Source organism: Leucobacter sp. OLIS6, assembly GCF_002752355.1.
Classification (GTDB): domain Bacteria; phylum Actinomycetota; class Actinomycetes; order Actinomycetales; family Microbacteriaceae; genus Leucobacter.
The window spans coordinates 467,415-492,468 of the sequence record NZ_MRAV01000011.1 but is presented as its reverse complement, the minus strand read 5'-3'; the positions used below and the strand labels follow the sequence as shown (position 1 = coordinate 492,468).

Annotated in this window: 23 protein-coding genes; 8 read left to right on the top strand and 15 right to left on the bottom strand. The window is 70.2% G+C overall.

Annotated features, from left to right (window positions below):
• Positions 1-37 precede the first annotated feature (37 nt).
• Positions 38-646 carry a histidine phosphatase family protein gene (locus tag BMH31_RS08710; RefSeq protein ID WP_143469830.1) on the top strand — a complete coding sequence of 203 codons (609 nt, stop codon included), beginning with the start codon at positions 38-40 and terminating at the stop codon, positions 644-646.
• Positions 647-739: 93 nt separating this feature from the next.
• On the opposite strand, the gene BMH31_RS08705 is transcribed toward BMH31_RS08710, so the two are convergent.
• Entirely contained in the window at positions 740-1,420 is a 681-nt protein-coding gene (locus BMH31_RS08705) for a fasciclin domain-containing protein (protein WP_099723360.1), read from the bottom strand.
• A 159-nt stretch (positions 1,421-1,579) separates the two neighbouring features.
• Here BMH31_RS08705 and BMH31_RS08700 point away from each other — a divergent pair, with 159 nt between their 5' ends.
• Genes BMH31_RS08700 through BMH31_RS08690 form a run of 3 tightly spaced genes read left to right on the top strand, consistent with a single transcriptional unit; the run spans position 1,580 to position 4,709 of the window.
• Positions 1,580-3,301 (top strand): cytochrome c biogenesis protein DipZ, encoded by a 1,722-nt coding sequence (locus tag BMH31_RS08700; RefSeq protein ID WP_099723361.1) that lies wholly within the window; start codon positions 1,580-1,582, stop codon positions 3,299-3,301.
• A gap of 38 nt (positions 3,302-3,339) precedes the next feature.
• Positions 3,340-3,939, top strand: a complete 600-nt coding sequence (locus BMH31_RS08695) for a sigma-70 family RNA polymerase sigma factor (protein ID WP_241898203.1) — start codon at positions 3,340-3,342, stop codon at positions 3,937-3,939.
• A complete protein-coding gene (locus BMH31_RS08690) occupies positions 3,936-4,709 on the top strand; it encodes an anti-sigma factor (protein ID WP_099723362.1) in 774 nt (257 codons plus the stop codon). The genes BMH31_RS08695 and BMH31_RS08690 overlap by 4 nt, the downstream gene beginning before the upstream one ends.
• Here BMH31_RS08690 and BMH31_RS08685 read toward each other — a convergent pair.
• Positions 4,696-4,962 carry a hypothetical protein gene (locus tag BMH31_RS08685; protein ID WP_099723363.1) on the bottom strand — a complete coding sequence of 89 codons (267 nt, stop codon included), beginning with the start codon at positions 4,960-4,962 and terminating at the stop codon, positions 4,696-4,698. The genes BMH31_RS08690 and BMH31_RS08685 overlap by 14 nt on opposite strands.
• 264 nt (positions 4,963-5,226) lie before the next feature.
• Between BMH31_RS08685 and efeU the strand changes: the two genes are divergently transcribed.
• The 3 genes from efeU to efeB all read left to right on the top strand — a co-directional run bounded on the left by efeU (position 5,227) and on the right by efeB (position 8,862).
• Positions 5,227-6,159, top strand: a complete 933-nt coding sequence (gene efeU, locus BMH31_RS08680; protein ID WP_099747334.1) for an iron uptake transporter permease EfeU — start codon at positions 5,227-5,229, stop codon at positions 6,157-6,159.
• Positions 6,160-6,244: 85 nt separating this feature from the next.
• The gene (gene efeO / locus BMH31_RS08675) at positions 6,245-7,486 is read left to right on the top strand and encodes an iron uptake system protein EfeO (protein ID WP_099723365.1); all 1,242 of its coding nucleotides are present in this window, start codon (positions 6,245-6,247) and stop codon (positions 7,484-7,486) included.
• A gap of 17 nt (positions 7,487-7,503) precedes the next feature.
• Entirely contained in the window at positions 7,504-8,862 is a 1,359-nt protein-coding gene (gene efeB / locus BMH31_RS08670) for an iron uptake transporter deferrochelatase/peroxidase subunit (protein ID WP_099723366.1), read from the top strand.
• A gap of 7 nt (positions 8,863-8,869) precedes the next feature.
• Here the strand turns inward: efeB and BMH31_RS08665 are convergent, their stop codons facing one another.
• From BMH31_RS08665 to BMH31_RS08615, 11 genes are all read right to left on the bottom strand, one after another.
• The gene (locus BMH31_RS08665; RefSeq protein ID WP_099723367.1) at positions 8,870-10,126 is read right to left on the bottom strand and encodes an ATP-binding protein; all 1,257 of its coding nucleotides are present in this window, start codon (positions 10,124-10,126) and stop codon (positions 8,870-8,872) included.
• 36 nt (positions 10,127-10,162) lie between these two features.
• Positions 10,163-10,888 carry a TrmH family RNA methyltransferase gene (locus tag BMH31_RS08660; protein WP_099723368.1) on the bottom strand — a complete coding sequence of 242 codons (726 nt, stop codon included), beginning with the start codon at positions 10,886-10,888 and terminating at the stop codon, positions 10,163-10,165.
• 143 nt (positions 10,889-11,031) lie between these two features.
• A complete protein-coding gene (locus BMH31_RS08655; RefSeq protein WP_099723369.1) occupies positions 11,032-11,958 on the bottom strand; it encodes an MBL fold metallo-hydrolase in 927 nt (308 codons plus the stop codon).
• Positions 11,945-12,913 (bottom strand): aldo/keto reductase, encoded by a 969-nt coding sequence (locus BMH31_RS08650; protein ID WP_099723370.1) that lies wholly within the window; start codon positions 12,911-12,913, stop codon positions 11,945-11,947. Before BMH31_RS08650 ends, BMH31_RS08655 begins: the two co-directional genes overlap by 14 nt.
• A 142-nt stretch (positions 12,914-13,055) precedes the next feature.
• Positions 13,056-13,694: an excalibur calcium-binding domain-containing protein gene (locus BMH31_RS15565; RefSeq protein WP_199068255.1), complete on the bottom strand. Its 639-nt coding sequence runs from the start codon at positions 13,692-13,694 to the stop codon at positions 13,056-13,058.
• 108 nt (positions 13,695-13,802) lie between these two features.
• Positions 13,803-14,645: an ATP-binding cassette domain-containing protein gene (locus BMH31_RS08640; protein WP_099723371.1), complete on the bottom strand. Its 843-nt coding sequence runs from the start codon at positions 14,643-14,645 to the stop codon at positions 13,803-13,805.
• A complete protein-coding gene (locus BMH31_RS08635; RefSeq protein ID WP_158234911.1) occupies positions 14,642-15,430 on the bottom strand; it encodes an ABC transporter ATP-binding protein in 789 nt (262 codons plus the stop codon). Before BMH31_RS08635 ends, BMH31_RS08640 begins: the two co-directional genes overlap by 4 nt.
• 12 nt (positions 15,431-15,442) lie before the next feature.
• Positions 15,443-16,291 (bottom strand): ABC transporter permease, encoded by an 849-nt coding sequence (locus BMH31_RS08630; protein WP_099723373.1) that lies wholly within the window; start codon positions 16,289-16,291, stop codon positions 15,443-15,445.
• Entirely contained in the window at positions 16,288-17,238 is a 951-nt protein-coding gene (locus tag BMH31_RS08625; RefSeq protein ID WP_099723374.1) for an ABC transporter permease, read from the bottom strand. The genes BMH31_RS08630 and BMH31_RS08625 overlap by 4 nt, the downstream gene beginning before the upstream one ends.
• A 6-nt stretch (positions 17,239-17,244) precedes the next feature.
• On the bottom strand, positions 17,245-18,834 hold the full coding sequence (locus BMH31_RS08620; protein ID WP_241898202.1) for an ABC transporter substrate-binding protein: 1,590 nt from the start codon (positions 18,832-18,834) through the stop codon (positions 17,245-17,247).
• Between the two features lie 96 nt (positions 18,835-18,930).
• Positions 18,931-20,112: a C45 family peptidase gene (locus BMH31_RS08615; protein ID WP_099723376.1), complete on the bottom strand. Its 1,182-nt coding sequence runs from the start codon at positions 20,110-20,112 to the stop codon at positions 18,931-18,933.
• An 89-nt stretch (positions 20,113-20,201) separates the two neighbouring features.
• On the opposite strand from BMH31_RS08615, the gene BMH31_RS08610 reads away from it, so the two are divergent.
• The gene (locus BMH31_RS08610) at positions 20,202-21,089 is read left to right on the top strand and encodes a MurR/RpiR family transcriptional regulator (RefSeq protein ID WP_099723377.1); all 888 of its coding nucleotides are present in this window, start codon (positions 20,202-20,204) and stop codon (positions 21,087-21,089) included.
• Positions 21,090-21,162: 73 nt separating this feature from the next.
• Here the strand turns inward: BMH31_RS08610 and BMH31_RS08605 are convergent, their stop codons facing one another.
• Entirely contained in the window at positions 21,163-23,331 is a 2,169-nt protein-coding gene (locus tag BMH31_RS08605; protein WP_099723378.1) for an AAA family ATPase, read from the bottom strand.
• A gap of 120 nt (positions 23,332-23,451) precedes the next feature.
• Positions 23,452-25,038, bottom strand: coding sequence for an AMP-binding protein (locus BMH31_RS08600; RefSeq protein WP_099723379.1), 1,587 nt, complete (start codon positions 25,036-25,038; stop codon positions 23,452-23,454).
• Between the last annotated feature and the right edge of the window lie 16 nt (positions 25,039-25,054).

The window sequence follows — 25,054 nt, the reverse complement described above, 5'->3', positions numbered from 1 at the left end:
CCTGCACATCGGCCCCGGCCCCCGCTACCGTTGGAGCATGAGCGAACCGCCGGTCACGATCCTGCTGGTGCGGCACGGTCGCACGCCCTGGAACGTCGCCGGCCGGATCCAGGGCCGCACCGACATCGAGCTCGACGAGCAGGGCCGCCTGGACGCGGTGCTCGCAGCGGAACTGCTCCGCGCGCACGCGCCGCTCCGCATCGTCTCGAGCCCCCTCCGCCGGGCCGCCGTCACGGCGGAGCGGATCGCGGACGCGCTCGGCCTCCCCACGCCCGCGCTCGACGCCGACCTCACCGAGCAGGGGTTCGGGATCGCGGAGGGCATGCTCTGGCCGGAGTTCGAGAGCCGCTTCCCCGACGGCCACGTGCCCGGCGCGGAGTCCAAGCTCGATCTCGTCGCCCGCGCGCACCGCGCGCTGCAGGCGCACGCCGTCGCGATCGCCCCGGGCGGAGTCCTGGTCGCCGTCAGCCACGGCGCCCTCATCAACGCCGTCGTGAAGCGGGCCTGCCGACGCGACCTCTCCGACTACCCGGGTGCGGCGGCGAACGGTTCGGTGACGCACCTCTCCTGGCGCCCGGACACGGAGGATCCGGCGAACGCGATCCGCTTCGTCGAGCGGGTCGTGCCGCTGGTGGAACCCGCCTGAGCGGCGCCGGCGGCCGAACCGCTCCGGGACCGAGCACGCCGGAGGCCGGTGCCCGTCAGCTGACGAGCACCGGCCTCCGCGTCGGTTTCCGCGTTACTGCTTGGCGTCGGCCGGCGGCATCAGCACGCCGTCGACCAGGTAGACCACGGCGTTGGCGGTCTGCACTCCGCCGCAGATCACGTTCGCGCCGTTGACCTTGAGGCTGTCGCCCGAGCCGGTGACGGTGAGCTCACCGCCCTGCACGGTCTTGTGCGTGCCATCGATCTTCGACGGCTCGATCTGGCCGGGCACCACGTGGTAGGTCAGGATCGAGGTCAGCAGCGCGTCGTCGGTCTTGAGCTTGTCGATGGTCGCCGCATCGATCTTGCCGAAGGCGTCGTCGACCGGGGCGAACACGGTGAACTCGCTCCCGTTGAGCGTGTCGACCAGGTTCACCTTCGAGTTCAGCTTGCCGCTGACCGCGGCGACGAGGGTCTTGAGCATCGGGTTGTTCGAGGCCGCGACCGCGACCGGATCCTGCGACATTCCCTGGATCGATCCGGCACCGGACGGCACCTGCTTCGCGTAAGCCGCGCATCCGGGCCCGACGAGGTTCGCCGAGGGATCCATCTTCGTGCTGCTCGTGCTCGGCGTGCTCTCCTTCGACGGAGACTGCGACGTCTCGGTCTTCGCTCCGCTGTCCGTCGACGCCCCCATGGAACATCCGGTGAGCGTCGCGGCACTGATCAGCAGCAGTGCGAATGCGGCACCGACGGTCTTCTTCTGAGTGAACATGGCCCCTCCTCGGGTCTCGGGACCGCGATTCTTCGCGGCTTGTGAGGTCGTTCGGAGCGGATCGCGGAACGGATGGGAGATCGGTGGAAGTTTTTTCGCGAGCTCCGCCAATCCGATCGACCCGGCGCTCCGAATAGCTCGGCAACAGGAGGAGAACTCATGGATATCGTGCTCATCGGACTGCTCGGCGGCCTCATCACCGGGATCTCGCCGTGCATCCTTCCCGTGCTCCCCGTCATCTTCCTCACGGCCGGCGCCAAACCGGCGCGTCCCGGCGAACGGCCCGAGGTGATCCCGGCGAAACGGGCGAGACCCTACTGGATCATCGCCGGTCTGGTCGTGAGCTTCTCGGTCGTGACGCTGCTCGGTTCGCTGCTGCTGAGCCTGATCGGCCTGCCGCAGAGCACGATCCGCTGGGCCGGCGTCGCCGTGCTCCTGCTGATCGGCGTCGGCATGCTCTTCCCGGGGTTCGAGCAGTTGCTCGAACGCCCGTTCCAGCGTCTCCCTCGCCGTCGGGTCGACGAGGGAGGCTCCGGCTTCGGCACCGGTCTGGCGCTCGGCACGGTGTTCGTACCCTGCGCCGGCCCCGTGCTCGCCGCGATCGTGGTGGCCGGGTCGACGGGGACCGTCGGTCCCGGCACGGTCCTGCTGACCCTCGCCTTCGCGATCGGCGTCGCCATCCCGTTGCTCGTGTTCGCACTCGCCGGGCGCAGCGTGGCCCAGCGGATCCGCGGCTTCCGCAAGCGCGAACGCGCCATCCGTATCACCGGAGGCATCGCGCTGATCGCGCTCGCGGTGGGGCTCGCCTTCGACCTCCCCCAGGTACTGCAGCGGCTCGTGCCCGACTACACGGCCGGACTGCAGAAGGACCTGGCCGACAGCGACGCCGGGCGCAGCGCCCTGAACCTCGGCGGCCTGGTCACCGACGAGAACCGCGATCTCTCCAAGTGCGGCAACGACGCCCCGGAGCTGCGCGACTGCGGCACAGCCCCCGCGCTGCGCGGACTCACCGGCTGGATCAACACCCCGGGCGGCAAGCCCGTCGACCTCGCCTCGCTGCGCGGCCGGGTGGTGCTGGTCGACTTCTGGGCCTACTCCTGCATCAACTGCCAGCGCTCGATCCCGCACGTCGTCGCGTGGGATCGAGCCTACCGCGACGCCGGCCTCACCGTGATCGGCGTCCACTCCCCCGAGTACGCGTTCGAGAAGGATCCCGCCAACGTCGCGGCGGGGGCGAAGGGGTTCGGGATCGAGTACCCCGTCGCGCTCGACAACTCGCTCGCGACCTGGACCGCCTATCGCAACCGGTACTGGCCGGCGCACTACCTCATCGACGCGAAGGGCACGGTCCGGCACATCTCGTTCGGCGAGGGCGACTACGCCACGACCGAGCGGATGATCCGGGAGCTGCTGCGCGACGCGGATCCGAGTGCCTCGCTGCCGAAGGCGACCGAGGTGGCCGACCGAACGCCGAAGACGGGCAGCACGACGCCCGAGACGTTCCTCGGCTCGTCGAAGGACCGCAACTTCGGCGGCGCCGAGGCGTACGAGCAGGGCACAGGAGCTTTCGGGTTCCCCGCGAAGCAGGATCGCGACACCTTCGCGCTCGACGGCCGGTGGACGGTGGAGACGCAGTTCGCGACCCCGGCCGACGCCGCAGGCGGCACCGTTCGCCTCGACTTCCATGCCCGCGAGGTGCGGGTCGTCGTCTCGGGCGACGGCACGCTGACCGCGACCCTGCCCGACGGCTCGACGCGGGACATCGCGGTCAGCGGGACTCCGCGGTCGTACCGCCTGCTGCAGACCACGCAGGACACGTCGGGCTCGCTGCGGCTCAGCGTGCCCCGCGGCGTCCAGGTGTACTCGTTCACCTTCGGGTGAGCGACGCGGCTTCGATGACGAACGGGGGTGGATGCGGCATGCTGGGTGAGATGGTGATCGACGGAGTCGAAGTTCCGGAGGACGGCGAGCGCGCCGATCCTGCCGACGACGCCCTCGCGCGCGCCGGAACCGGCGACCGCGCCGCCTTCGCCGAGTTCTACGATCTGCTCGCGGCGCGCGCCTTCGGACTCATCCTGCGGATCCTCCTCGACCGCTCGCAGAGCGAGGAGGTGCTGCAGGAGGTGTTCCTCGAAGCCTGGCAGACGGCCTCGGGTTTCGACCCCGACCGCGGCCGGGCCCGCGCCTGGATCCTCACCATCGCCCATCGCCGGGCGGTCGATCGGGTGCGCTCCGCGCAGGCGGCGCGGCGTCGCGACCTGCTGGTGGGCGCTCGGGAGATCGCGGAGCCGGCCCCGAGCATCGCCGAGGACGTTGAGCTGCGGATCGACGGCGCCCGCGCCGTGCACGGGCTCGACGAGCTCCCGGAGCCCCAGCGGCGAGCGCTCGTGCTCGCCTACTTCGGCGGATACAGTCAGCGCGAGATCGCGGTGATCGTCGGGGCACCCCTCGGCACCGTGAAGACCAGGATCAGGGACGGGCTCACCCGGCTTCGGAGCGTATTGGAGGCACCGCGATGAACGAGCAGGAATTCCGCGAGCTCTCCGCGGCGCACGCGCTCGGCGCACTGTCGCCCGACGAGGAACTCGCCTTCGCCGAGGCGTTGGAGGCGCACCCCGAGTGGCGCGCGGTCCTCGACGCCGACCGCGAGGCAGCGGCCGACCTCGGCGGATCGGTGCCGGAGGTCGTGCCTCCCGCATCGGTGCGCGCATCGATCCTCGACGGTATCGCGGGGCTCCCCCAAGCACGGGACGGGTCCCACTCGGCTTCGGAGTCCCCCGCAGCGCCGGAGCCGGAACGAGCCGGGGCCCCGACGCCGGACGCCCCCCGCCGCACGCGCGGACGCGCCGGCTGGTTCGCGCTCGCGGCGTCGATCGCCGTGCTGCTGAGCCTCGGGCTCTCTCCCTGGGTGCGCGAGAGCCTGTTCCCGCAGGATCCGGTCGCCACGGCGCTGGAGCGCGTCGAAGCCGCCCCCGATGCGCGCAGCGCGACGGGGACCTCCGATGCGGCGGCACGCGGCACTCTGCACTGGTCGGACGCGGAGCGCCGGGCGGTGCTCGTGCTGGACGACCTGCCGAAGGCGGCCTCCGGACACGACTACGAGCTGTGGATCGTACGCGGCGATCGGCCCATCTCGCTCGGGGTCGTGCGGCCCGACGGCTCGCGCGCGGCGGTGATCGCGAAGGACTTCCACCCCGGCGACACGCTGGCAGTGACCGTCGAGGAACGCGGCGGCTCCCCGACGGGAGCCCCCACGACCGCGCCGATACTGGCGATCAGTTCGGCCTGAGCCCGCGGACGCCCGAGGGCGGATCCGCTACGCCGAGTCCGTGCTTGCGGATCCCGTGCACGAACGAGGGATCCTCGACGCCTCGGTAGGCATTCTCGACCTTGGCCTGCGCGCGCTTCGACTCGGTCGAACCGTCCAGCACGGGGTGGTCGAGGGTGCTCCACCCGTAGTGCGGGTCGTGCACGGTTCCCTGCCCGGTGCCGGCGTCGTGCCGGGTCGCGGCGTACGGCCGGTCCCGCTTCTTCTGCTTCATCGCACTCACCTCACGTGCGGCCGCGGCTCGGCCGGTCGCGACCGGTTGCCCTCAGGATACGTCCGGATCCGCATGACGGCGCAGGATTCACAGCACTCGATCTTGGCAAATGAGGCTCGACTCACTAACATCTGATGAAGGACGCCGGCGTCGGGATCGCTTCGGCGAACCCGAGTGACGCCCACGCGGCGCACCGCCGCATCCGCCCCGACATCTCCGTGCCGGTGCACCCGAAGAACCACCCTCACGAGAGATCCACGCTCCATGCTCGGCACCTTCCTCATCGGCCTCCGCGAAGGCCTCGAAGCCGCACTCATCGTCGGAATCCTGATCGCGTACGCGCGCAAGCTCGATCGCAAGGACGTCGTCGTCCGGATCTGGCTCGGCGTCGGCGTCGCCATCGGCATCTCCCTCGCCGTCGGCGCGATCCTCACCTACGGCGCCTACGGGCTCTCGTTCCGGGCGCAGGAGATCATCGGGGGCAGTCTCTCGCTGCTCGCCGTCGTGATGGTCACCTGGATGATCATGTGGATGGCGCGGGCATCGCGCAGCATGAGCGGCGAGCTCCGCGGCCGCCTGGACGCGGTCATCGGCGGAACCGGCTGGGGCATCGTCGCCGTCGCACTGCTCTCCGTCGGCCGCGAGGGCATCGAGACCGCGCTCTTCATCTGGGCGACCACCCGGGCCACGGGAACCGACGCACTGCTCGGCTTCTTCGCGGCGGTCGCCGGGATCCTCGTCGCAGCGGCCCTCGGCTGGGCCATCTCACGCGGTCTGCTCCGCATCGGGCTCAGTCGCTTCTTCCGCTGGAGCGGCGCCATCCTCGTCGTCTTCACCGCGGGCGTGCTCGCCTACGCGATCCACGACCTGCAGGAGGCCGCGGTGCTGCCCGGCCCCTTCGCCCCAGCGCCTCCCGGAGCGGGCGCCTTCATCGCTTCGTGGTACGGCGAATCGGCCTGGGCGTTCCAGCTCTCGCACGTGATCGCGCCCGACGGCTGGCTCGGCGTGATCCTCAAGGGCACGCTCGGGTTCTCGCCGGATATGACGAAGCTCGAGGTGCTGGTCTGGGCGCTCTACCTGATCCCGACCCTCACCTGGTTCCTCCTGCGCACCCGCCCCCAGCCCGCGACCGGCTCCCAGCCCGCTTCGGCTCCCGCCGAGCCCGCCGAGCCGACCGCCGCCCCCGCTCTCCCCTAACGGCGCCGCGCTCACCCGGTGCCCGACGGCATCGGCGCATCGCGCGACCCCGCACTCCGATCCCTCCTACAGAACAGGACCCCCGATGACCCTCCGCCTCGCCCGACGCACCACCGCCCCGCTCGCACTCGGAACGGCCGGCATCGCCGTCGCCGCCCTCCTCACCGGCTGCGTGCCGAACGCCGGAACCGCGGGCGGAGCCACCACGGTGCTCGACGTCACCGCGACCTCCGATGCCTGCACCGTGTCCAAGGCCGAAGCCCCGAGCGGTCCCGTCACCTTCCGGGTGAAGAACACGAGCGACAAGGTCACCGAGTTCTACCTGCTCGGCGAGAACAAGCTCTCCATCGTGGGCGAGGTCGAGAACATCGCACCGAACAGTACCCGAGACCTGACCGTCGTCGCCGATCCCGGCAGCTACTTCACCGCCTGCAAGCCGGGCATGGTCGGCGCGAACGTGGGCCAGGCCGCCTTCGCGGTCACCGGCAAGGCCACCGCGCTCGACGGCGACGAGCAGAAGGCGGCGGATGCCGCCGTCGCCTCGTACGTCGGCTACGTCAAGGCGCAGGCCAGCGAGCTGCTGCCCAACGTGCAGAAGTTCGTCGACGCCTACGAGGCCGGCAAGGACGACGAGGCGCGCAAGCTGTTCCCGCTGGCCCGCGTGAACTACGAGCGCATCGAGCCCACCGCCGAGCAGTTCGGCGATCTCGACCCGGCGATCGATTACCGCAAGCCCGGCGCGGAGGCCGAGGGGCTCCCCTTCACCGGTTTCCACCGCATCGAGATGGATCTCTGGCTCGACCAGGCCAAGAAGAACTACCCGGGCGAGAAGCTCGCCCCGCTCGATCAGGCCGGTCGCAAGCAGGTCGGCGACAAGCTCGTCGCCGATGTGACGAAGCTGCACGACCTCGTGAACTCCAAGGACTTCACGCTCTCGCTCGCCGACATCACCAACGGCGCGGTCGGCCTGCTCGACGAGGTCGCAGCTCCCGACGGCAAGCTGCCCGGCGAGGAGAACGAGTTCGCCCACACCGACCTCTATGACTTCACCGCGAACGTCGAGGGCGCGCAGGTCGCATTCGACGCGGTCAAGAAGATCGCCGAGGCCAAGGGCCCCGAGGGCAAGAAGCTCGTCGCCGAGCTCGACCGCCAGTTCACCGGCATGCTCGACCTGCTGTCGCAGTACGGCTCCTACGAAAAGGGCTTCGTCGACTACTCCACCGTCGATCAGAACGCCCGCAACGAGCTCGGCGCCCAGCTCAACGCCCTGAGCGAGCCGCTCTCGAAGCTCACGCACACCGTGCTCGGCCTTCCCGCGTCCGAGTAATCGGTAGTCTGTCGACGATGTCCGACCCCACACGCCCCGAGCTGCCGCAGGAGCCGCACCCGCAGGACGGCCCGCGGACTCCGGAGGAGTCCGCGCCGCAGCCCTCCCGCCGCGCGCTGTTCGGCATGCTCGGCGGCGGTGCGGCCGGGCTCGCCGTCGGCGCGGCAGCCGGCGCGGTCGCGAACAGCGCCCTCGCCTCCGGGCCGGTCGGCTCCGGCACCGCCGGGGCGACGCGAGGCGTCGTAGCGTTCGAGGGCGCGCACCAGGCCGGGATCGTCACCCCGGCACAGGACCGGCTGCACTTCGCCTCCTTCGAGATGCTGCATAGCGCCGGACGCGACGAACTCATCTCGCTGCTGCGCGATTGGACCGCCGCGGCTCGCGAGCTGACCGCCGGGCGCGACATCGGTTCGGGGGCCGTCGACGGACCGCCGCTCGCCCCGCCCGACGACACGGGCGAGGCGCAGGGGCTGAGCGCGTCGAACCTCACGCTCACCTTCGGACTCGGCCGGGAGCTGTTCGCCGACCGGTCGCTGCGCGGCGGCGGCACCGAGGCCGACCCGTTCGGCCTGCGGGAGCGGATGCCCACATCGTTCGCTCCGCTTCCCTCGTTCGCGTTCGACCTGCTCGACCCTGCGACGACCGGCGGGGATCTGTGCGTGCAGGCCTGCGCGGACGACCCTCAGGTGGCGGTGCACGCGATCCGCAACCTCAGCCGCATCGCGATGGGCCGCGCGCGCATCGTCTGGAGCCAGCTCGGCTTCGGACGCACCTCGTCCACCTCGCAGTCGCAGGAGACGCCGCGGAACCTCTTCGGGTTCAAGGACGGCACCGCCAATGTGAAGGCGGAGGAGACGAAGGCGCTCGCCCAGCACGTGTGGGTCGCCGACGGACCCGAGTGGATCCGCGGCGGCAGCTACCTGGTCGCACGCAAGATCGCCATGACCATCGAATCGTGGGACCGCACCACGTTGCAGGAGCAGGAGCGCGTGATCGGGCGCACCAAGGGCGAGGGCGGGCCGCTCTCGGGCGGCGGGGAGTTCACCGAGCCCGATTTCGCCCGGACCCGGACCTCCGGCGGCACGGCTATCGACATCGCGGCGCACGTGCGCCTCGCCCACCCCAGCAAGAACCACGGGATCCGGTTGCTGCGCCGCGGCTACAACTACGTCGACGGCAACAACCCGCTCGGACAGCTCGGCGCCGGCCTCTTCTTCATCTCGTACCAGAGCGACCCGTCGGCGTTCGTCACCGTGCAGCGCGCGCTCAAGACCGACGCGCTGAACGAGTACATCCGCCACGTCGGCTCAGGGCTCTGGGCCGTGCCCCGCGGGGTCGGCTCGGGCGAGTTCGTCGGCCAGGCCCTGTTCGACTGAGCCCGGGTCAGCGTCCGCCGGGCGAACCGGCCGGAGCGTCGGGCCACTCGCTCGTCAGATAGGCCTCGACCGCCCGATGTCGGAACGTGTACGGCTTGCCTCGCGAGATGATCCCGCGCACCGTGTCGAGGCGCTGCGCGGTGGGACCGGCGTCGGTCGCCTTCGCGAAGCCCGCATCGGCCGCGATCCGCGTGAGCGTCCGCTCCTTCGGGGGCAGGTCCGCCATGGCCTCGAGGAACTGCTTCTCCCGCTCGGGCAGCCGGTTCAGGATCCGCTCGACGTGGGCGCCCGCCTCCCGGCTGGCGCTCCGCCAGCCCGCGAGCACCTGCTCCTCGGTGATGATGGGGCCGGTGCCGGCGTACCAGGCCTGCTCTCCCGCGAGCTGGAACAGGAACGGCTCGCCCCGGCACAGGTCGACGATCGCGGCAGCTGCCGCGGGATCCATGCGGACCCGTTCGCTCCCGCCGTCCGGCGCGGCGGTGCTCCAGCCGGTGAGCACGAACCCCTGCAGCGCCTCCGCGAGCTCCTCGTCCTCGATCGCCGTCAGCGTGGTGGTCTTGAACCGCCGCGCGAACGTCGCCCCCTTGCGCGCGCCCGTCATGTCCTCGAAGTCGGGCAGACCGGTCAGGTAGACGGCGATCGGCAACGATCGCAGCACCCGGTTGCCGCCCGGCACTTCGACCTCGATCTCGTGCGTGAGCGCGTCGCCGAGCGCGATGAGCAGCTGCGAGAGCGCGTGCTCGTCGGAGATGTTCTGCACCTCGTCGATGTGGATCAGCGCCACGACGTCGCCTCGGCGGATCGCCGCGCGCCCGACTTCGATGAGGAGGTCGGTCAGGGCCCGGTAGGGATCCGGCCCTTCGGCCCCCTGCAGGGTGAGCGATATCCCGGCGGCTGCGACCGCCCGGACCCGGGAGAGCGCCGTCACGATCTCGTTCGCGGGCTTCGATGACAGTCCCGCGGTCTCTGCGAGCCGCAGGATCGCCTCCGCGACGAGCTTCAGCGGATCCGCGCCCGAGGGGATGCGGAGCTGGGGCGTCACCCAGTCCCCGTGCGCCGCGGCGGTCTGCGCGATGCGGCGCACCAGGGACGACTTGCCCAGCCCGGGCTCGCCGAGGATCGTGCGCCCCCGCTCGGGAAGTCCGACGATCCGACGCGGCCGCACGATATCGCGCCAGTCGCTCAGCTGCTCGCTGCGGCCGGCCCAGACCTCGGGGACGATGTCGGATCCGGGGCTGAACGGGTTGTTGAGCGAGCTCCTCATTCGATAACTTTATCAGCCGGATGAATCTTGATAACTTTATCGCTGGAGCGGCGCGCTCTCACGCCCCGCCTCCGGGCGGGACGGCCCGCCCGGCACGAGCGCCGAGCGCTGCGTCACCCAGCTGAACATCGACACCGCGGCCGCCGCCGAGGCGTTGATGGATCTCGTGGATCCGTACTGCGTGATCTCGACCACGGCCTCGGCTGCCGCCACCGCCTCGTCCGTCAGACCGGGCCCTTCCTGCCCGAAGAGCATGATGCAGCGCTCGGGCCACGCGAAGGTCTCGACCGGAACGCAGCCGGGCACGTTGTCGATGGCGATGATCGGCAGCCCGTTCGCTTCGGCCCACGCGGCGAGCTCGGCGACATCGGCGTGGTACTGCACGTGCTGGTAGCGGTCGGTCACCATGGCACCCCGCTTGTTCCAGCGCCGTCGGCCCACGATGTGCACGGTGTCCGCGCCGAAAGCGTTCGCGCTGCGCACGATCGAGCCGATGTTCATGTCGTGCTGCCAGTTCTCGATCGCCACGTGGAACGGGTGCCGGTGCTCGTCGAGGTCGGCGACGATCGCCTCCATGCGCCAGTACCGGTAGCGGTCGATCACGTTGCGGGAGTCGCCGTGCTCCAGCAGTTCGGGGTCGAAGCGCTCGTCGTCGGGCCAGGCCTCGGGGCCGCCCGGCCAGGGGCCGACGCCTGCGGTGGTGCGTTCGGGATGGCTCGCGGGCGGCTCTGGGCCGTCGGCGGGCTCGGCGTTCTCAGTCACCCGCCCATTCTCCCAGTGCGGCGAGAATCCCCGCCCCGCCCGGCCGAGACGCCGCTCTCCCGCCGAGGCACCGGTCTGCACCGTGGCGTCTCGCGGGGAACGCGGTGTTTCGGTGAGCGACGCGACGCGAGGGCTCGAGCGGATCACTCCCCGGGTTCGGTGGGCCAGACGATGAAGTCGGCGTCGATCCGGCGCGCGGGCGCGTCCCCCACCTCATCGAGCACGGCCCGGATCCGCCCCAGTACCTCCGGCGGAAGCTCGAGCGGCGGCTCGTCCGGCTGGTAGGTCGTGCGGATCGGGTAGTCGACGCCCGGCTCGGAGGTCATCTCGATGTGGCAGCCGATCACCTGGGTCACCGGATACTCCTCCGCGAACGCGATCAGCCGGTCGATGGTGCGCGAGTAGGACGCCCAGTCGTCCACGTAGAGCCGGCCCCGGTAGACGGTGTCGCCCGTCAGCAGGAACCCGGTCCAGGGGTCGAAGAATACGACCGCCGACCGCTCGTGCCCGGGTGCGCCGATGGCGCGCAGACTGCGGCCTCCGAGCTCGAGCCGCCCCGGCTCGGCGTCGGGCTCGGCACCCGTGAGTCCGTCGCGGATGCCGAGGAACGCCCAGGCGGCCGTGCGATCGGCCGGGACCACCACGGTGCGCGGCCGATCCGTGAACTGCGCATCGCCCGCGACGTGATCGCCGTGCGCGTGGGTGTGCAGCACCACCAGCTCGTACTCCGGGCGGGGGTGCCGACGCAGCCACCCGGCGATCAGATCGTCGACCGTGCGCCGCAGCGGCATCAGCTCCGGATCCGCGGTCGCCCCCGTGTCGATCAGGGCCGCGCGCGCCTCGCCGAACAGCAGGAACAGGAACGGGGCCTCGAAGTCGACCGCCTTGTTCTGCCGCAGGATCGCGGTGTGCGGATCCACCCAGTGCACCTGCAGCTCGGGATCGGTGTTGTGCTTCGCCGACGGGGAGCCGTGGATCCAGCGGACGCCGAGGGGTTCGTTCGAGTGCCGCTGGCCGACGAGGGGTTCGGGAGCCGGCGGAGCCGCGACGAAGGGGTCAGCGATCGTCATCAGCGGACGCCGTGCTCAGCAGGTCGAGCTCGGCCCGGCTCAGTTCGACCTCGAGCGAGTCGAGCAGGGCGGGCAGCTGGTCCGTGTTGCGCGCGCTCGCGATCGGTGCCGCGATGGTCGGCTGCTGGCGCAGCCATGCGAGCGAGATCGCGGCGACCGGGACCCGGTACAGCTCGGCCAGCTGGTCGAGGCCGGCGAGCACCGCGAGCCCTCGCGCGTCGAGGTACGCCGCCGCATCCTCGGCTCGCGGGCTCGCCGAGGCGCTGTTCACGTCCATCGCGTCGCGGTACTTGCCCGCGAGGAACCCCTTCGCGAGCGAGAAGTACGGGAACACCGAGAGCCCTTCGCGTTCGGCCGCGTCGCGCAGGCCGTTCGTCTCGAAGTCGCGCTCCATCAGGTTGTAGTGGGGCTGCAGCGCGACGGGCAGGTGGTAACCGCCCTCCCGCGCGATGCGGAACCACTCGTCGATCCGCTCGGCCGTGTAGTTCGAGACGCCGATCGCGCGGACCTTGCCCGCATCGACCAGCCCCGAGAACGCGGCGACGGTCTCGGCGAGCGGCGTCTCGGCGTCGTCGAAGTGCGCGTAGTAGAGATCGATCCGGTCGGTGCCGAGCCGCTCGAGCGACGCGTCGGCCGCCGCGCGCACGTTCGCCGCGGACAGCCCCGAGAACTCGGGGTGGGTCGAGACCTTCGTCGCGATGACGACCCGCTCGCGCGCGCCGCGGTCCCGCATCCACTCCCCGATGAGTCGCTCCGACTCGCCGCCGCCGTTTCCCGGAGCCCAGTGCGAGTAGCCGTCGGCGGTATCGATGAAGTCACCGCCGCCGGCGACGAACGCGTCGAGCACCCCGAACGAGGCGTCCCGGTCGGCGGTCCAGCCGAACACGTTGCCGCCAAGCGCGAGGGGCGCGATCTCGAGTTCCGAGGATCCGATGCGGGTGCGGGCGATGGTCATGGAGAACGCTCCTTCGCGAGTCGATGCGTGGCCGCGCGGATGCGCGCACGTCGGGTGCAGCGCGGACGCTCTCCAGGCTATTCCCGGGGGCTGGGCGCGCGGTCAGCTCGGGGCGGCACGGTGCGAGCCCGCAGCGCGAAGACTACTCGCAGCCGATCCCGTCACCGTCCCGGTCGAGGTGAGCGCCGTATCCGGGATCGCCCCGGTGCACGGGCGCTGCACCGGCAGCGCGGGCCGCCGCGCAGTTCTTGAAGTAGACGGTGGACGGTGCCGGAGCATCCGCCTGGGGCGCCTGCGCGGCGAGCGGCGCGGGCGCCGAGGTGGCGGATTCGAGCTCGGTCACGCGAGCCTGCAGCTTGCCGTTCTCAGAGGTGAGCTTGCTGTTCGCCGTCGTCAGCTCGGTGATCTTCTTCGTCTGAGCCTCGGCCTGCTCGGTGAGCTTCGTGCCCTGCGTCTCGCGTTCGTCGAGCTTGGTCTCGACGGCCGCGAGCTGCTTCCGGGACTCCTGCGCGGTACTCTTCGCGGTCTCGACCTGCTTCGTGAGCGAGGTCTGATCGGTGCGCAGGTCGGCGAGCTCGGTCTGCGCTCCCGAGGAGCCCGCGCCAGAACCGAGCGCGAAGGCGAACACCGCCGCGGCGACCGGGACCCCGACGCTCACCCACTTGCTGCGCTTCTTCGGCTTCGCGTCACCCGTGGCGGGCGGAGTCTGCGCGGGGCCGATCGGAGCCGGCGCTTCGAACGGAGCGGTGGGAACGTGCGACGTCGGATCGTTCCAGGTCATTCTTCAGGCCTCCCGGGTCTGAGCAGTGCATTCGTTACGAATACCCTAACTCGAATTCCGACCCGGTTTAGACGTCAAGCATTTGAGCTCGATCGGTTCGATACCCGTCTACCCGGGCAACGTCATGCGCTGCGTGAAGCTCAGGCGCGCCTCGACCACGCGTTCGGGGTCCCACCCGGGTCCCGGGGTCGAGGCGACGAGCAGCCGGGTGTAGGGATGTTCAGGCGCCGCGAACACCCGATCGGTCTCCCCCTGCTCCACCACGCGACCTCGGAACAGCACCAGCGAGCGCTGGCACAGCTGCTGGATCACCGCCAGGTCGTGACTCACGAACAGATACCCGACCCCCGAGTCCCGTTGGATCTCGGCGAGCAGATCGAGCACCTGCGCCTGAACCGAGACGTCGAGCGCGGACACCGCCTCGTCGAGCACGACGAGGCGCGGCTCGAGCGCGAGAGCTCGCGCGATCGCGATCCGCTGCCGTTGCCCGCCCGACAGTTCATGGGGTTTCGCCCGGCCGTGGCGCTCCGTCAACCGGACACGGTCGAGGAGTTCGCCCACCCGGGCCGAGACCGCCGAGCGGCTCGGCAGCATCCGATGCGCCACCAGCGCGCGCCGAAGCGTCTCGCCCACCGTCAGGTGACGATCGAGGGTCCCGTTCGGATCCTGGAAGACCATCTGCACGCTTCGCGCTCGGGCGAGCCGTTCCGTCCGACCGCGCGATCGAGCGAGCCGGTCCACTCCGTCGATCTCGACACGGCCGGAGTCCGCTCGTTCCAGCCCCATCAGGATCCGCGCGATCGTGGACTTCCCCGACCCGGACTCGCCGACCAGACCCAGGGCCTCCCCTGCGGCGATGCGAAATCCGACATCGTCGACCGCGACGACCGGCGTCCCGCCTCGCTTCGCCCGGAAGGTCCGGTTCAGACCCTCGACTTCGACCAGACTCATGATCCGTTCCTCCGCTTCATGACGGGCGCCGTGTCGATCAGCGCGCGGGTATAGGGGTGCTCCGCTCCCCCGAAGAGGTCGGGCCGGCTGAGCACTTCGACGATCTCGCCCTGACGGAGCACATGGATGCGATCGCAGACCGCCGCAGCGAGGTGGAGGTCGTGGGTGATGAACAGCATGCCGAGCCCCCGCTCACGGATCTGCCGCCGGAAGATCGCCAGCACCTCCGCCTGCGTCGTGACGTCGAGGGCGCTCGTGGCCTCGTCCGCGAGGATCAGGGCGGGGTCCGTGCTCAGCGCTCCCGCGATGACGACCCGCTGCAGCATCCCGCCGGACAGCTCGTGCGGATACTGGCTGACCCGTAGCTCGGGCTGCGAGATCCCGACCGCGCCGAGGAGCTCGACGATCCGCGTGCGCGCCCGGGACGGGGCCCAACCGTGCACCCGGACGAGGCGCTCTGCCAGGGATTCCCCGATGCGCCGAACGGGGTTCAACGCCGCGCGCGGATCCTGCTGGATGAGGGCGGCCTTTCCCGACCGGACCGCCCGGATCTCCGCCGCGCTCGCACCGATCATCTCGGTGCCATCGATCCTGATGCTCCCCGCGAGCTCGGCCTCATCGCCGTAGAGGCGCAGCGCCGCCCGCACGGTCGTCGACTTGCCCGAGCCCGATTCTCCGACGAGCGCGACCAGCTCGCCACGGTCGACCTCCAGGTCCACCCCCTTCAGGATCGGAGCCGGTGCGCCCTGCTGTTCGAAAGCGAGCCGCAGATCACGTATCTCCATGAGCATGGCCGGTTATCCCTTCGCCTGCAGTCGGTCGGCGACGCGCACGCCGACGATGTTCACCGCGACCACCACGAGCGCGATCGCCGCCCCCGGCACCAGCGTCGGGAGGAACTGGCCCTGCACGATGCCGGCCTGCCCCTCCTGCACCATCAGCCCCCACTCAGAACTCGGCGGTTGCGCGCCGAAGCCCAGATAGCTCAGTGTGGCCAGGCTCATCAGCACTTCGCCGAACTGGACGACCAGGAAGCCGACCAGGGACGGCAGCAGATTCGGGATCACGCCCCGGAGGCAGATCTCGGCTCCCCCGAGTCCCTGCGCGCGATAGGCGTCGATGTAGGGGCGTGCGATCTCGCTGAGCGCCAGGCTCCTGGTGTACTTGGCGATCACCGGAGCGTACGCGAGCGCGAGGGCGAGCACTGCGGTCCAGCGCCCCTTCCCGAAGACCGCGATGACGAGCACGACGAAGAGCAGGCCGGGGAAGGCGAACATCACGTCCGTCAGCCGGGCGAGGACCGTGTCGACCCACCCTCCGCGCCACGCGGCGACGACACCGATGGCGACGCCGAGCGCCGTGGCGAGCAGGAGGAGCACCACCGGGCCGACGAGCGTCTCACCCGCACCGATGAGCATTCGCGAGAAGAGGTCCCGACCCAGTTGATCGGTTCCGAACAGGTGCGCGGGGCTCGGCCCCGCCCAGACCGCGGCGAAGTCGATCTCATCGACGTCATAGGGCGCGAGGAACGGACCGGCGACGGCGGCGAGCGCCGTGAGGGCGAGGAATGCGGCCGCGATCCAGACCCCGAGGGAAGTCGTGCGGCGCGTCCGGGCGCGGATTCGCGGTGCGAGCAGCAGAGTCATGCGACGACCGTCCCTTCGGCGATGCGCGGGTCGAGGAGCGGCAGGCAGACGTCGACGATCGTGGTCACGATCATGTAGGCCACCACCATGAAGAGGAGGACGGCCTGCACGACGGGGAAGTCATGGGTGTTGATGGCCTCGACGAGCAGCGACCCCACACCGGACAGACCGAACACGGTCTCGACGGCCACCGTCCCGGCGATCATGCTGGCGATGACCAGCGCGATCATCGTGATGATCGGCCCCCAGGAACCGCGGAGGACGTGATCCCGCACGACGAACCGCTCGGACAACCCGGTCGCACGCGCGGCCTCGACGTGCTCGGACTCGTATTGCTCCACCATCGACTGCCGGGTGACCCGGCTGATGATCGCGAGCGCACCGAGCGACAGAGTGACCGCCGGCAGGGTGAGCGCGTGCAGCCGCTCGAAACCGCCTGCCCCGGCTCCCGCGACGGGGAACCATCGCAGCTGCACGGCGAAGAGCGCGGCGAGAGCGATACCGAGCACGAAGCTGGGAATGCTCGCCGCCAGCGTCGTCCCGCCGACGATCACGGTGTCCGCCAGGCGCTTGCGCCGCACCGCGGCGACCACGCCGAGCCCGACGCCGATCACGCAGATCAGCACGGCCGCGTAGCCCACGAGCCCGAGCGTCACGGGAATCCGGGAAGCGAGGATCATCGCTACCGGCTGATGGTACTTGAACGATTCGCCCAGGTCCCCGGTGATCGCCCCGGAGGCCCAGTGCCAGTACTGCGCGAGCAATGGCTCGTCCAGGTGGTACTGCGTGCGCACCGCGGCGATGCGCTCCGGCGTCACGTCCTCCGCGCTGCCGATGAGGAAGGTCACGGGGTCACCGGGTGCGGCGTACATCGCCGCGAAGATCACGAACGACGCGATCACGAGGGTCAGCAGCATGCCGCCGAGCTTGCGCAGAGCGCGATTCATCGGAGGCTATCCCTTCGCCGAGCCGAGGTCGGCGAGCCAAGGGTAGTAGAGGTAGGACGCCGAGGCCGGAGCTCCGGTGACCCGCTTCGACATCACGAGCGTGGCGGGCGTGGCGACGACGGGGAGCCAGATCGCGTTCTCGACCCATTTCTTCTCGAGCTCGATGGTGAGCTTCGCGCGCCGTGCGTCGTCGGTCGCGGCGTATGCCGCATCGACCCCGGCGTCGTACGCCGGATCGTCGTACGCGACGAAATTGCGTGATGAGTCGGACCTGCCGTTCTTGTAGAAGCCGAGCGGGTCGGACTTCGAGATGTAGTAGACGTCCGGCCAGAGGTCCGCCGAATCCCGCAGCTTCTCGTCGTTGTAGAAGTCGCCGTACTGCACCTCGGGTACCGCGAGGATCTTCGCGGAGAGGCCGATCTTCTTCGCGGCGTCGACGAGGGCGTTGGCGATCACGTTGTGGACCGGGGTGCCGTTCGAGGCGATGACGAGCGGCTCGGAGGGGACGCCGGCCTCGGCAACCAGCTGCTTCGCCCGTTCGATGTCCGCATCGGCGGGCTTCGCGGGTGCCCCCTCGAGCCGGTCGTAGGCGGCCTGGAACTCGTCCTTCTCGTATCCCCATGCGCCGGAGCCGACCGGGGTCTTCCAGGCCTGCGCCAGACCGCTGAACGCCGCCTGGGCGATGCCCTCCCGGTTGATCGCAAGCGAAAGCGCCTGGCGGAGCCGCACGTCCGAGAGCGCGCCTCTGGGTGTGGCCTCGGCGACCCACGCGTTCGTCGCGGGCCCTTGGAAGACCGCGTTGTCCGCGCTGCTCACGAACGGCCTCGCCGCGGCGGGGTTCTCGAAATAGGCGCCCTGCACCTCGCCCGCGGTGAGACTGTTCACCGTCGCGGCCTCATCGGCCCAGCGAAGCACCGCCCGCTCGACCTTGCCGACGCGGTCCTTCTGCCAGTACTCGTCATTGCGTACGAGGGTCACCTGGGATCCGGGCTTCCATTCCTCGACCCGATAGGGGCCGCCGCATGCCGAGGCCGATCCGGGGCTCCCGAACTTGCTGCCCTCCGCCGTGATGACCCGCGGATTCCAGACGATGCCGCCGTCGCCGGCCATCGCCTGGAGGAAGATCGCGTCCGGCTGGGTCGTGGTGACGACGATGGTGTCGGCTCCGGACTGCTCGATCTTCACCACCTTCGCGTACTCGTCCGACTCCGCCGCGCCTTCGGCGGCGTGACGCTGCATGCTCCAGAGCACGTCCGCAGTCGTGACCCGGCTGCCGTCGTGGAAGGTCGCATCCTGGCGGATCGTGAGGCGCAGATGCGTGTCGTCGACCCACTCCGCGGCGGACGCGATGCCGTTTCCGAGAGAGAGGTCGGGTTGGAGCTGCATGAGCCGGTCGCAGGTGTTCGCAAGGATCATGTCGTCGGGCGTCGTCGCGTCGATGTCCGCGTCCAGCGTGGTGGGCTCCCCCGGCAGCATCCAGGTCACCGTATCGAGGCCTCCCGCGGCCTTCGGCGTCGTCGGCCCGAAGGGCACGTCGATCCCCGCCGTCGTTTCGCCGCTCCCGCCTCCGGAACAGCCGGTGATCATAAGTGCCATCACGGCGGCTCCTGCGACGGCGGCCGTCCGCCATCGCGAGTGCTTGATCTTCATCCTCGTACGCCTCCTTGCGCGTGATTCAGTGTGGTCGGCGGCTCAGCTCGGCGAGCCGGGTCCGTCGTACAGGTTCCAGGGCAGCTCCGTGTACGGCGTCTCGCACGGATATCCGGCGGCGACGTGGTACTGCCCGGTCGACAGGTTGACGCAGCTCGAGAGCAGCGTCGACCACTGCTTGAGCGGATCCGCACCCTCGACCGGATGCGTGCAGACCCCTTCGGGGAAACCGAGGTGGTCGGACATCGCCGCACGCACGGCCTCGCGGCTCTCCGCGGCGCTCGTCGCGGAGGCGACGCGGCGCAGGCCCGCGGACACCCGGGGAAGCCTGAGCAGGGAGTCCGACGACGCGGGCCGGTACCGGCCCGCGAGCTGCGGGGGGACCGCGGCCTGGTAGTGGTTCGTGTGCGCGATCATCCCGGATTCGTCGGGGTAGACCCAATCGACCCCGTGCGGAGTGGTCTCGAGGTCGATGCCGAAGCCGCTGCGATGCGCGAGCAGGGCGTTGCTCGCGATGTGGGGCCGGGTCTTCACGAGCACCTTCAGCGCGGATGCGATGTCCGCGCTGTCGAGCACGAGTCGACGGATGAGCGTCTGCGGAAGCCCGATCGTGGAATCGAAGGTCCCCCCGAGCCCGTTGGCGTTGAGCGCGATCCCGCTCGAGTTCGCCCCGTGGCGTCCGACCTGCCCGGCTTCGACCTGCATCACGACGGTCGGCAGCGGATCCTGGACCACACGGATGGCCATGGTCGTCTCGGCGGTGAGCGTGCGCCAGTCCCAGTTCTGCCCGACGAGCGTGTCGCCCGTTCCGCTCGCGGCACCCGTCAGGAAGAACGACGTGCAGCCGTCGACCGAGCCGCGGTCGTCCTCATCGATGGTCGCGGCGTCGGCGGCCTTCGGCTGCCCCGCGCGCTGAGCGCGGTGATTGTGCACGAACTCGCCGCGCAGATTGAGGGCCAGGATCTCGTCGAAGCCGACTCCGGCCCCCTCGGCGATACCGCGCATCTCCTCGACGAGGTGCGGGGCGAGCTCTTCGGAGATCGGCAGCCAGGTGCGCACCGAGCGACTGATCGCGCCCCATCCGAGCCCCGTCTGCGCGCCGAGGGCCGCCGAGTAGTAGCCGATCGCCGTGGCGATCAGGTCGCGGGCGGCTTCTCCGTACTGCCGGCCTCGCTCCCGGGGCGCACCGCTCACCTCGACGACGGGGATCTCGGACCTGCTCACGTTGCTACCTCGGCTCTCGATGGCGATTCTCGGCTAGTGTTGGATCATCTGTTACAGATTCACTCCTACTGGAACAGGATCATACACATATGAACGCTTTTGTAACAAGCGATACAACCAACCCGTCGATCCAGCTCCTTCGCGAACGCATCGCCCACTCCTGGGACGAGCTCTCCCGAGCCGAGCGCGCCGTCTGCCAGGTGCTCAGCTCGACCTCGGCCGAACGGCTGCTCTACTCGAGCGCCGCCGAACTGGGCCAGCAGAGCGGCACTTCGAACGCCACCGTGGTCCGTACTCTGCAGTCGCTCGGCTATTCGGGGCTCTCCGCGCTCAAGCAGGAGATCGCCGCGCCGCTCACCACGAACGTCGCGCCGGATGTCCGGTTGCGCCAGCGGATCGAGCACATGGGCAAGGACCTGGGTCGGATTCAGCAGGAGATCTGGAGCGAGGCGCAGGCCCTCGTCGAGCTCGGCACTGCGGCGAACGACGACGAAGTCTTCTCCGAGGCGATCAATCTCCTGATCCACGCCCGCACCGTCTACTGCTACGGACTCGGTGCGTCGGGATCGGCGGCCGACCATCTGGCCACCCGGCTCGGTCGCATCGGAGTCCCCACGAAGCGCCTCGGGTCCGACGGCTTCCGCCTCGCCGACGACCTGCTCCACCTCGCGCCGAACGACGCGGTGGTGATCTTCGCCCCTGGCCGGAAGACGCGAGATATCGAGGCCATGCTCGATCATGCGCAACTGGTCGGCGCCCACGTGATCCTGGTCACCGACCACCTGCAGGACCGGTTGACCCAAGGAGTCGCCGTCACCCTGCACGCCCCGCTCACGCCCACGGGGCTCACCGCCGAAAGCCTCACCGGGATCCTGATCGGCGACATCCTCGCCCAGGGGATCACCGCGGTGGCCCCGGACACGGCGCTCCGCTCATCCCAGGCGCTCAACGACCTGCGGTCGCGCCTCGGCTACTGAGCCGGCGCGCACGAACGGGCCACGCGGGAGCGATCAGGAGTGATCGCGCCCGCGTGACCCGCCGGTTCCACGGTTACGCCGCCGCGACCGCCAGCGACTCGCCGTCGGGGGCGACGTCGACGCGGACCGTGCCGCCGTCGCGCACTTCGCCCGACAGGATCGCCCGCGCGAGCCGATCCTCGATCTCGTGCTGCATGAGCCGGCGCAGTGGACGCGCGCCGTAGACCGGGTCGTACCCGGTCTGCGCGAGCCAGGTGCGGGCCTCGGGCGTGACCGCGACCGTGAGCCGTCGCGGCGCGAGCCGAGCCTGCAGCCGGTCGACCGAGAGCTCGACGATCTGCGCCAGGTCCGCCTCGGAGAGCGGCCGGAAGATCACCATCTCGTCGAGCCGGTTGATGAACTCGGGCTTGAACGCCCGGCGCACCGTCTCGCGCACCGCCGATTCCTTCTCGTCCCACGCCAGCTCGGGATCGATGAGGTACTGCGAGCCCAGGTTGGAGGTGAGGATCAGGATCACGTTGCGGAAGTCGACCGTGCGCCCCTGTCCGTCGGTCAGGCGGCCGTCGTCGAGCACCTGCAGCAGCACGTCGAACACCTCGGGGTGCGCTTTCTCGACCTCGTCGAGCAGCACCACCGAGTACGGCCGGCGTCGCACGGCCTCGGTCAGCTGACCGCCCTGCTCGTAGCCGACGTACCCGGGAGGGGCGCCGACCAGCCGGGATACCGAGTGCTTCTCGCCGTACTCGCTCATGTCGATGCGCACCATGGCGTGCTCGTCGTCGAAGAGGAACTCGGCCAGTGCCTTCGCGAGCTCCGTCTTGCCGACGCCCGTCGGGCCGAGGAACAGGAAGGAGCCGGTGGGCCGGTTCGGGTCGGCGATGCCGGCGCGGGTGCGCCGCACGGCGTCGCTCACCGCGCGCACCGCGTCGGTCTGGCCGATGAGCCGTCGGCCCAGTTCGCTCTCGAGCGCGAGCAGTTTCTCGGTCTCGCCCTGCAGCAGCCGTCCGACGGGGATCCCCGTCCAGGCCGCGACCACGCCCGCGATGTCCTCGTCGGTGACCTGGTCGTTGACCATCGGCGGCTCGCCGTCACCGGCGGCCTCAGCCTCGTGCTCGGCGCGCTCGGCCTCGGCGAGCTGCTTCTCGATCACCGGGATCTCGCCGTAGAGCAGCTTCGACGCCCGTTCGAGATTGCCCTCGCGCTGAGCGCGCTCGGCGTCCATGCGCAGGCGGTCGAGCTGCTCGCGCAGCTCGCCCGTGCGGTTCAGCGCCGCGCGCTCGCGCTCCCACCTCGCCTCGAGCACGTCGAGATCCGCCTGCTTCACGGCGAGATCGGCGCGCAGCTTCGCGAGGCGCTCCTTCGACGCCTCGTCCTTCTCCTTCTTGAGCGCCAGCTCCTCGAGCTTCATGCGGTCGACCGCGCGGCGCAGCTCGTCGATCTCGACCGGGGCCGAGTCGATCTCCATGCGCAGGCGGCTCGCCGCCTCGTCGATCAGGTCGATCGCCTTGTCGGGCAGCTGCCGGGATGTGATGTAGCGGTCGCTCAGCGAGGCCGCGGCGACGAGCGCCGAGTCGGCGATCGTGACCTTGTGGTGCGCCTCGTAGCGCTCCTTGAGGCCGCGGAGGATCGCGACCGTGTCCTCGACGGAGGGCTCGCCGACGTAGACCTGCTGGAAGCGCCGCTCGAGCGCGGCGTCCTTCTCGATGTACTCGCGGTACTCGTCGAGCGTCGTCGCGCCGATGAGCCGCAGCTCGCCGCGGGCGAGCATGGGCTTCAGCATCTGCGAGGCCGCGACGGAGGACTCGCCCCCGCCAGCTCCCATGAGGGTGTGCAGCTCGTCGATGAAGGTGATGACCTTGCCGTCGCTCTCCTTGATCTCCTGCAGCACCGCCTTCATGCGCTCCTCGAACTCACCGCGGTACTTCGCACCCGCGATGAGCGCCGAGATGTCGAGGGAGATCAGCTCCTTGTCCTTCAGGGACTCGGCGACGTCGCCCGCGACGATGCGCTGGGCGAGGCCCTCGACCACGGCGGTCTTGCCGACGCCGGGCTCGCCGATCAGCACGGGGTTGTTCTTGGTGCGCCGGGTGAGCACCTGGCTCACGCGGCGGATCTCGGCGTCGCGACCGATGACGGGATCGAGCCCCCCGGTCCGGGCGACCTCCGTGAGGTTGACGCCGAACTGCTCGAGCGCGCTCTGCGCGCCCTCTTCGCCCTGGGCGGGCGTCCAATTGGCCTGCATCTGGGTCCTCTCTGTTCAGCAGACGGGCGCGATGTCGCGAGTGCCGGCCGACCCGAGCACCCGCAACATCGCGAACTTGAGTTCAGTTGACTCAAGTTTATGCCGGGACCCGCGGCGGCGCTACCCCGCGTCCCGAACCCGCAGGTCCTTCCGCAGGATCTTGCCGGAACTCGACTTGGGGATCACGTCGATGAACTCGACCGCGCGGACCTTCTTGTGCGCCGCGACGTGCTCCGCGACGAAGGCCATGACCACCTCCCCTGTGAGCGAGGCGTTCTCCTGCAGTACCACGAACGCCTTCGGCACCTCGCCGGCCTCCTCGTGCGGAAGCGCCACGACTGCTGCATCGGCGATCGCCGGGTGCGTGAGCAGCAGCGCTTCGAGCTCGGCCGGCGGCACCTGGTACCCCTTGTACTTGATGAGCTCCTTGAGCCGGTCGACCACGAACACCTGCCCGTCGGCGTCGATCTCGACGATGTCTCCCGTGTGCAGGAACCCGTCCGGCTCGAGGGTCGCCGAGGTCGCCTCCGCGTTGTTCAGGTACCCGACCATCACCTGGGGTCCCCGGATCAGCAGCTCGCCGGGCAGGCTGCGCCCCGCTTCCGGCCGCCCGATCTCCTCCCCCGTCTCGATGTCGACGATGCGCATCTCGGTGTTCGCGACCAGGGCGCCGATCGAACCGCGGTCGATGTCGGGGCGGTCGCGCGGGATCACGTGCGAGACCGGGCTCATCTCGGTCATGCCGTACCCCTGCAGCACGAGGGTTTCGAGGCGGTCCCCCACCGCCTTCGCGAGGCTCGAGTCCAGCGCGGCCGCGCCCGACAGCACGAACTCGACCGCCGACAGATCGTACTGGGCGACGATCGGGTGCTTCGCCAGCGCCACCGCGATCGGGGGCGCCACGAACACGGCGGTCGTGCGCTGATCCTGGATGATCCGCAGGAACTCCGGCAGATCGAACTTCGGTACCGTGACGAGCGTCGCCCGTTCGCGCAGCGCGAGGTTCAGCAGCACCGTGAGCCCGTAGATGTGCGTGAACGGGAGCACCGCCAGCACGCGATCGTGCGCGTCGAGCCCGATCGCCGGATTCGACTGCAGCACGTTGGCGACCAGGTTGCGGTGCGTGAGCATCACGCCCTTCGGCCGTCCCGTGGTGCCCGACGAGTACGGGATCACGGCGAGCTGCGTCGCCGGGTCGAACGACACGTCGGGCGCCGCATGTCCGCCTCCCGCGAGATCCCGCAGGCTCGCGTACCCCTCGGCTCCGTCGAGCACGATCACCCGATCCCTCGTGAGACCCGCGGCCTCGGCGCCCGGCCCCGAGTTCGGCAGCAGCGGCGAGACGGTAAGCAGCAGAACCGCGCCCGAATCCTGCAGCTGCCGGGCGAGATCCTCGGCCGTCGACAGCGCCGCCACGGGCGTGACCACGGCTCCCGCCCGCAGGATCCCGTGGAACGCGGCGACGAACGCCGGCACGTTCGGTGCGTGCAGCGCCACCACGTCTCCCACCCCGATGCCGCGGGCGGCGAGGCCGCCCGCGATCGCCAGGACCTGGCCGCGCAGCTCGGCGTAGCTCGTCTCGGCGCCGCTCGGCCCGTCGACCAGGGCCACCCGCCCGAGCTCAGCCTCGGTCAATCCGCCGAACACGGCCTCGGTGATGGAAATATCCGGGATCTCGATCTCCCCGTAGGGACTGCTGAACGTCACGTCGTCTCCTTTGACT

Coding starts and splice junctions, on each gene's coding strand:
- BMH31_RS08710 (WP_143469830.1), top strand. CDS start 38: ATGAGCGAACCGCCGGTCACGATCCTGCTGGTGCGGCACGGTCGCACG.
- BMH31_RS08705 (WP_099723360.1), bottom strand. CDS start 1,420: ATGTTCACTCAGAAGAAGACCGTCGGTGCCGCATTCGCACTGCTGCTG.
- BMH31_RS08700 (WP_099723361.1), top strand. CDS start 1,580: ATGGATATCGTGCTCATCGGACTGCTCGGCGGCCTCATCACCGGGATC.
- BMH31_RS08695 (WP_241898203.1), top strand. CDS start 3,340: ATGCTGGGTGAGATGGTGATCGACGGAGTCGAAGTTCCGGAGGACGGC.
- BMH31_RS08690 (WP_099723362.1), top strand. CDS start 3,936: ATGAACGAGCAGGAATTCCGCGAGCTCTCCGCGGCGCACGCGCTCGGC.
- BMH31_RS08685 (WP_099723363.1), bottom strand. CDS start 4,962: ATGAAGCAGAAGAAGCGGGACCGGCCGTACGCCGCGACCCGGCACGAC.
- efeU (WP_099747334.1), top strand. CDS start 5,227: ATGCTCGGCACCTTCCTCATCGGCCTCCGCGAAGGCCTCGAAGCCGCA.
- efeO (WP_099723365.1), top strand. CDS start 6,245: ATGACCCTCCGCCTCGCCCGACGCACCACCGCCCCGCTCGCACTCGGA.
- efeB (WP_099723366.1), top strand. CDS start 7,504: ATGTCCGACCCCACACGCCCCGAGCTGCCGCAGGAGCCGCACCCGCAG.
- BMH31_RS08665 (WP_099723367.1), bottom strand. CDS start 10,126: ATGAGGAGCTCGCTCAACAACCCGTTCAGCCCCGGATCCGACATCGTC.
- BMH31_RS08655 (WP_099723369.1), bottom strand. CDS start 11,958: ATGACGATCGCTGACCCCTTCGTCGCGGCTCCGCCGGCTCCCGAACCC.
- BMH31_RS08650 (WP_099723370.1), bottom strand. CDS start 12,913: ATGACCATCGCCCGCACCCGCATCGGATCCTCGGAACTCGAGATCGCG.
- BMH31_RS15565 (WP_199068255.1), bottom strand. CDS start 13,694: ATGACCTGGAACGATCCGACGTCGCACGTTCCCACCGCTCCGTTCGAA.
- BMH31_RS08640 (WP_099723371.1), bottom strand. CDS start 14,645: ATGAGTCTGGTCGAAGTCGAGGGTCTGAACCGGACCTTCCGGGCGAAG.
- BMH31_RS08635 (WP_158234911.1), bottom strand. CDS start 15,430: ATGGAGATACGTGATCTGCGGCTCGCTTTCGAACAGCAGGGCGCACCG.
- BMH31_RS08630 (WP_099723373.1), bottom strand. CDS start 16,291: ATGACTCTGCTGCTCGCACCGCGAATCCGCGCCCGGACGCGCCGCACG.
- BMH31_RS08625 (WP_099723374.1), bottom strand. CDS start 17,238: ATGAATCGCGCTCTGCGCAAGCTCGGCGGCATGCTGCTGACCCTCGTG.
- BMH31_RS08620 (WP_241898202.1), bottom strand. CDS start 18,834: ATGGCACTTATGATCACCGGCTGTTCCGGAGGCGGGAGCGGCGAAACG.
- BMH31_RS08610 (WP_099723377.1), top strand. CDS start 20,202: ATGAACGCTTTTGTAACAAGCGATACAACCAACCCGTCGATCCAGCTC.
- BMH31_RS08605 (WP_099723378.1), bottom strand. CDS start 23,331: ATGCAGGCCAATTGGACGCCCGCCCAGGGCGAAGAGGGCGCGCAGAGC.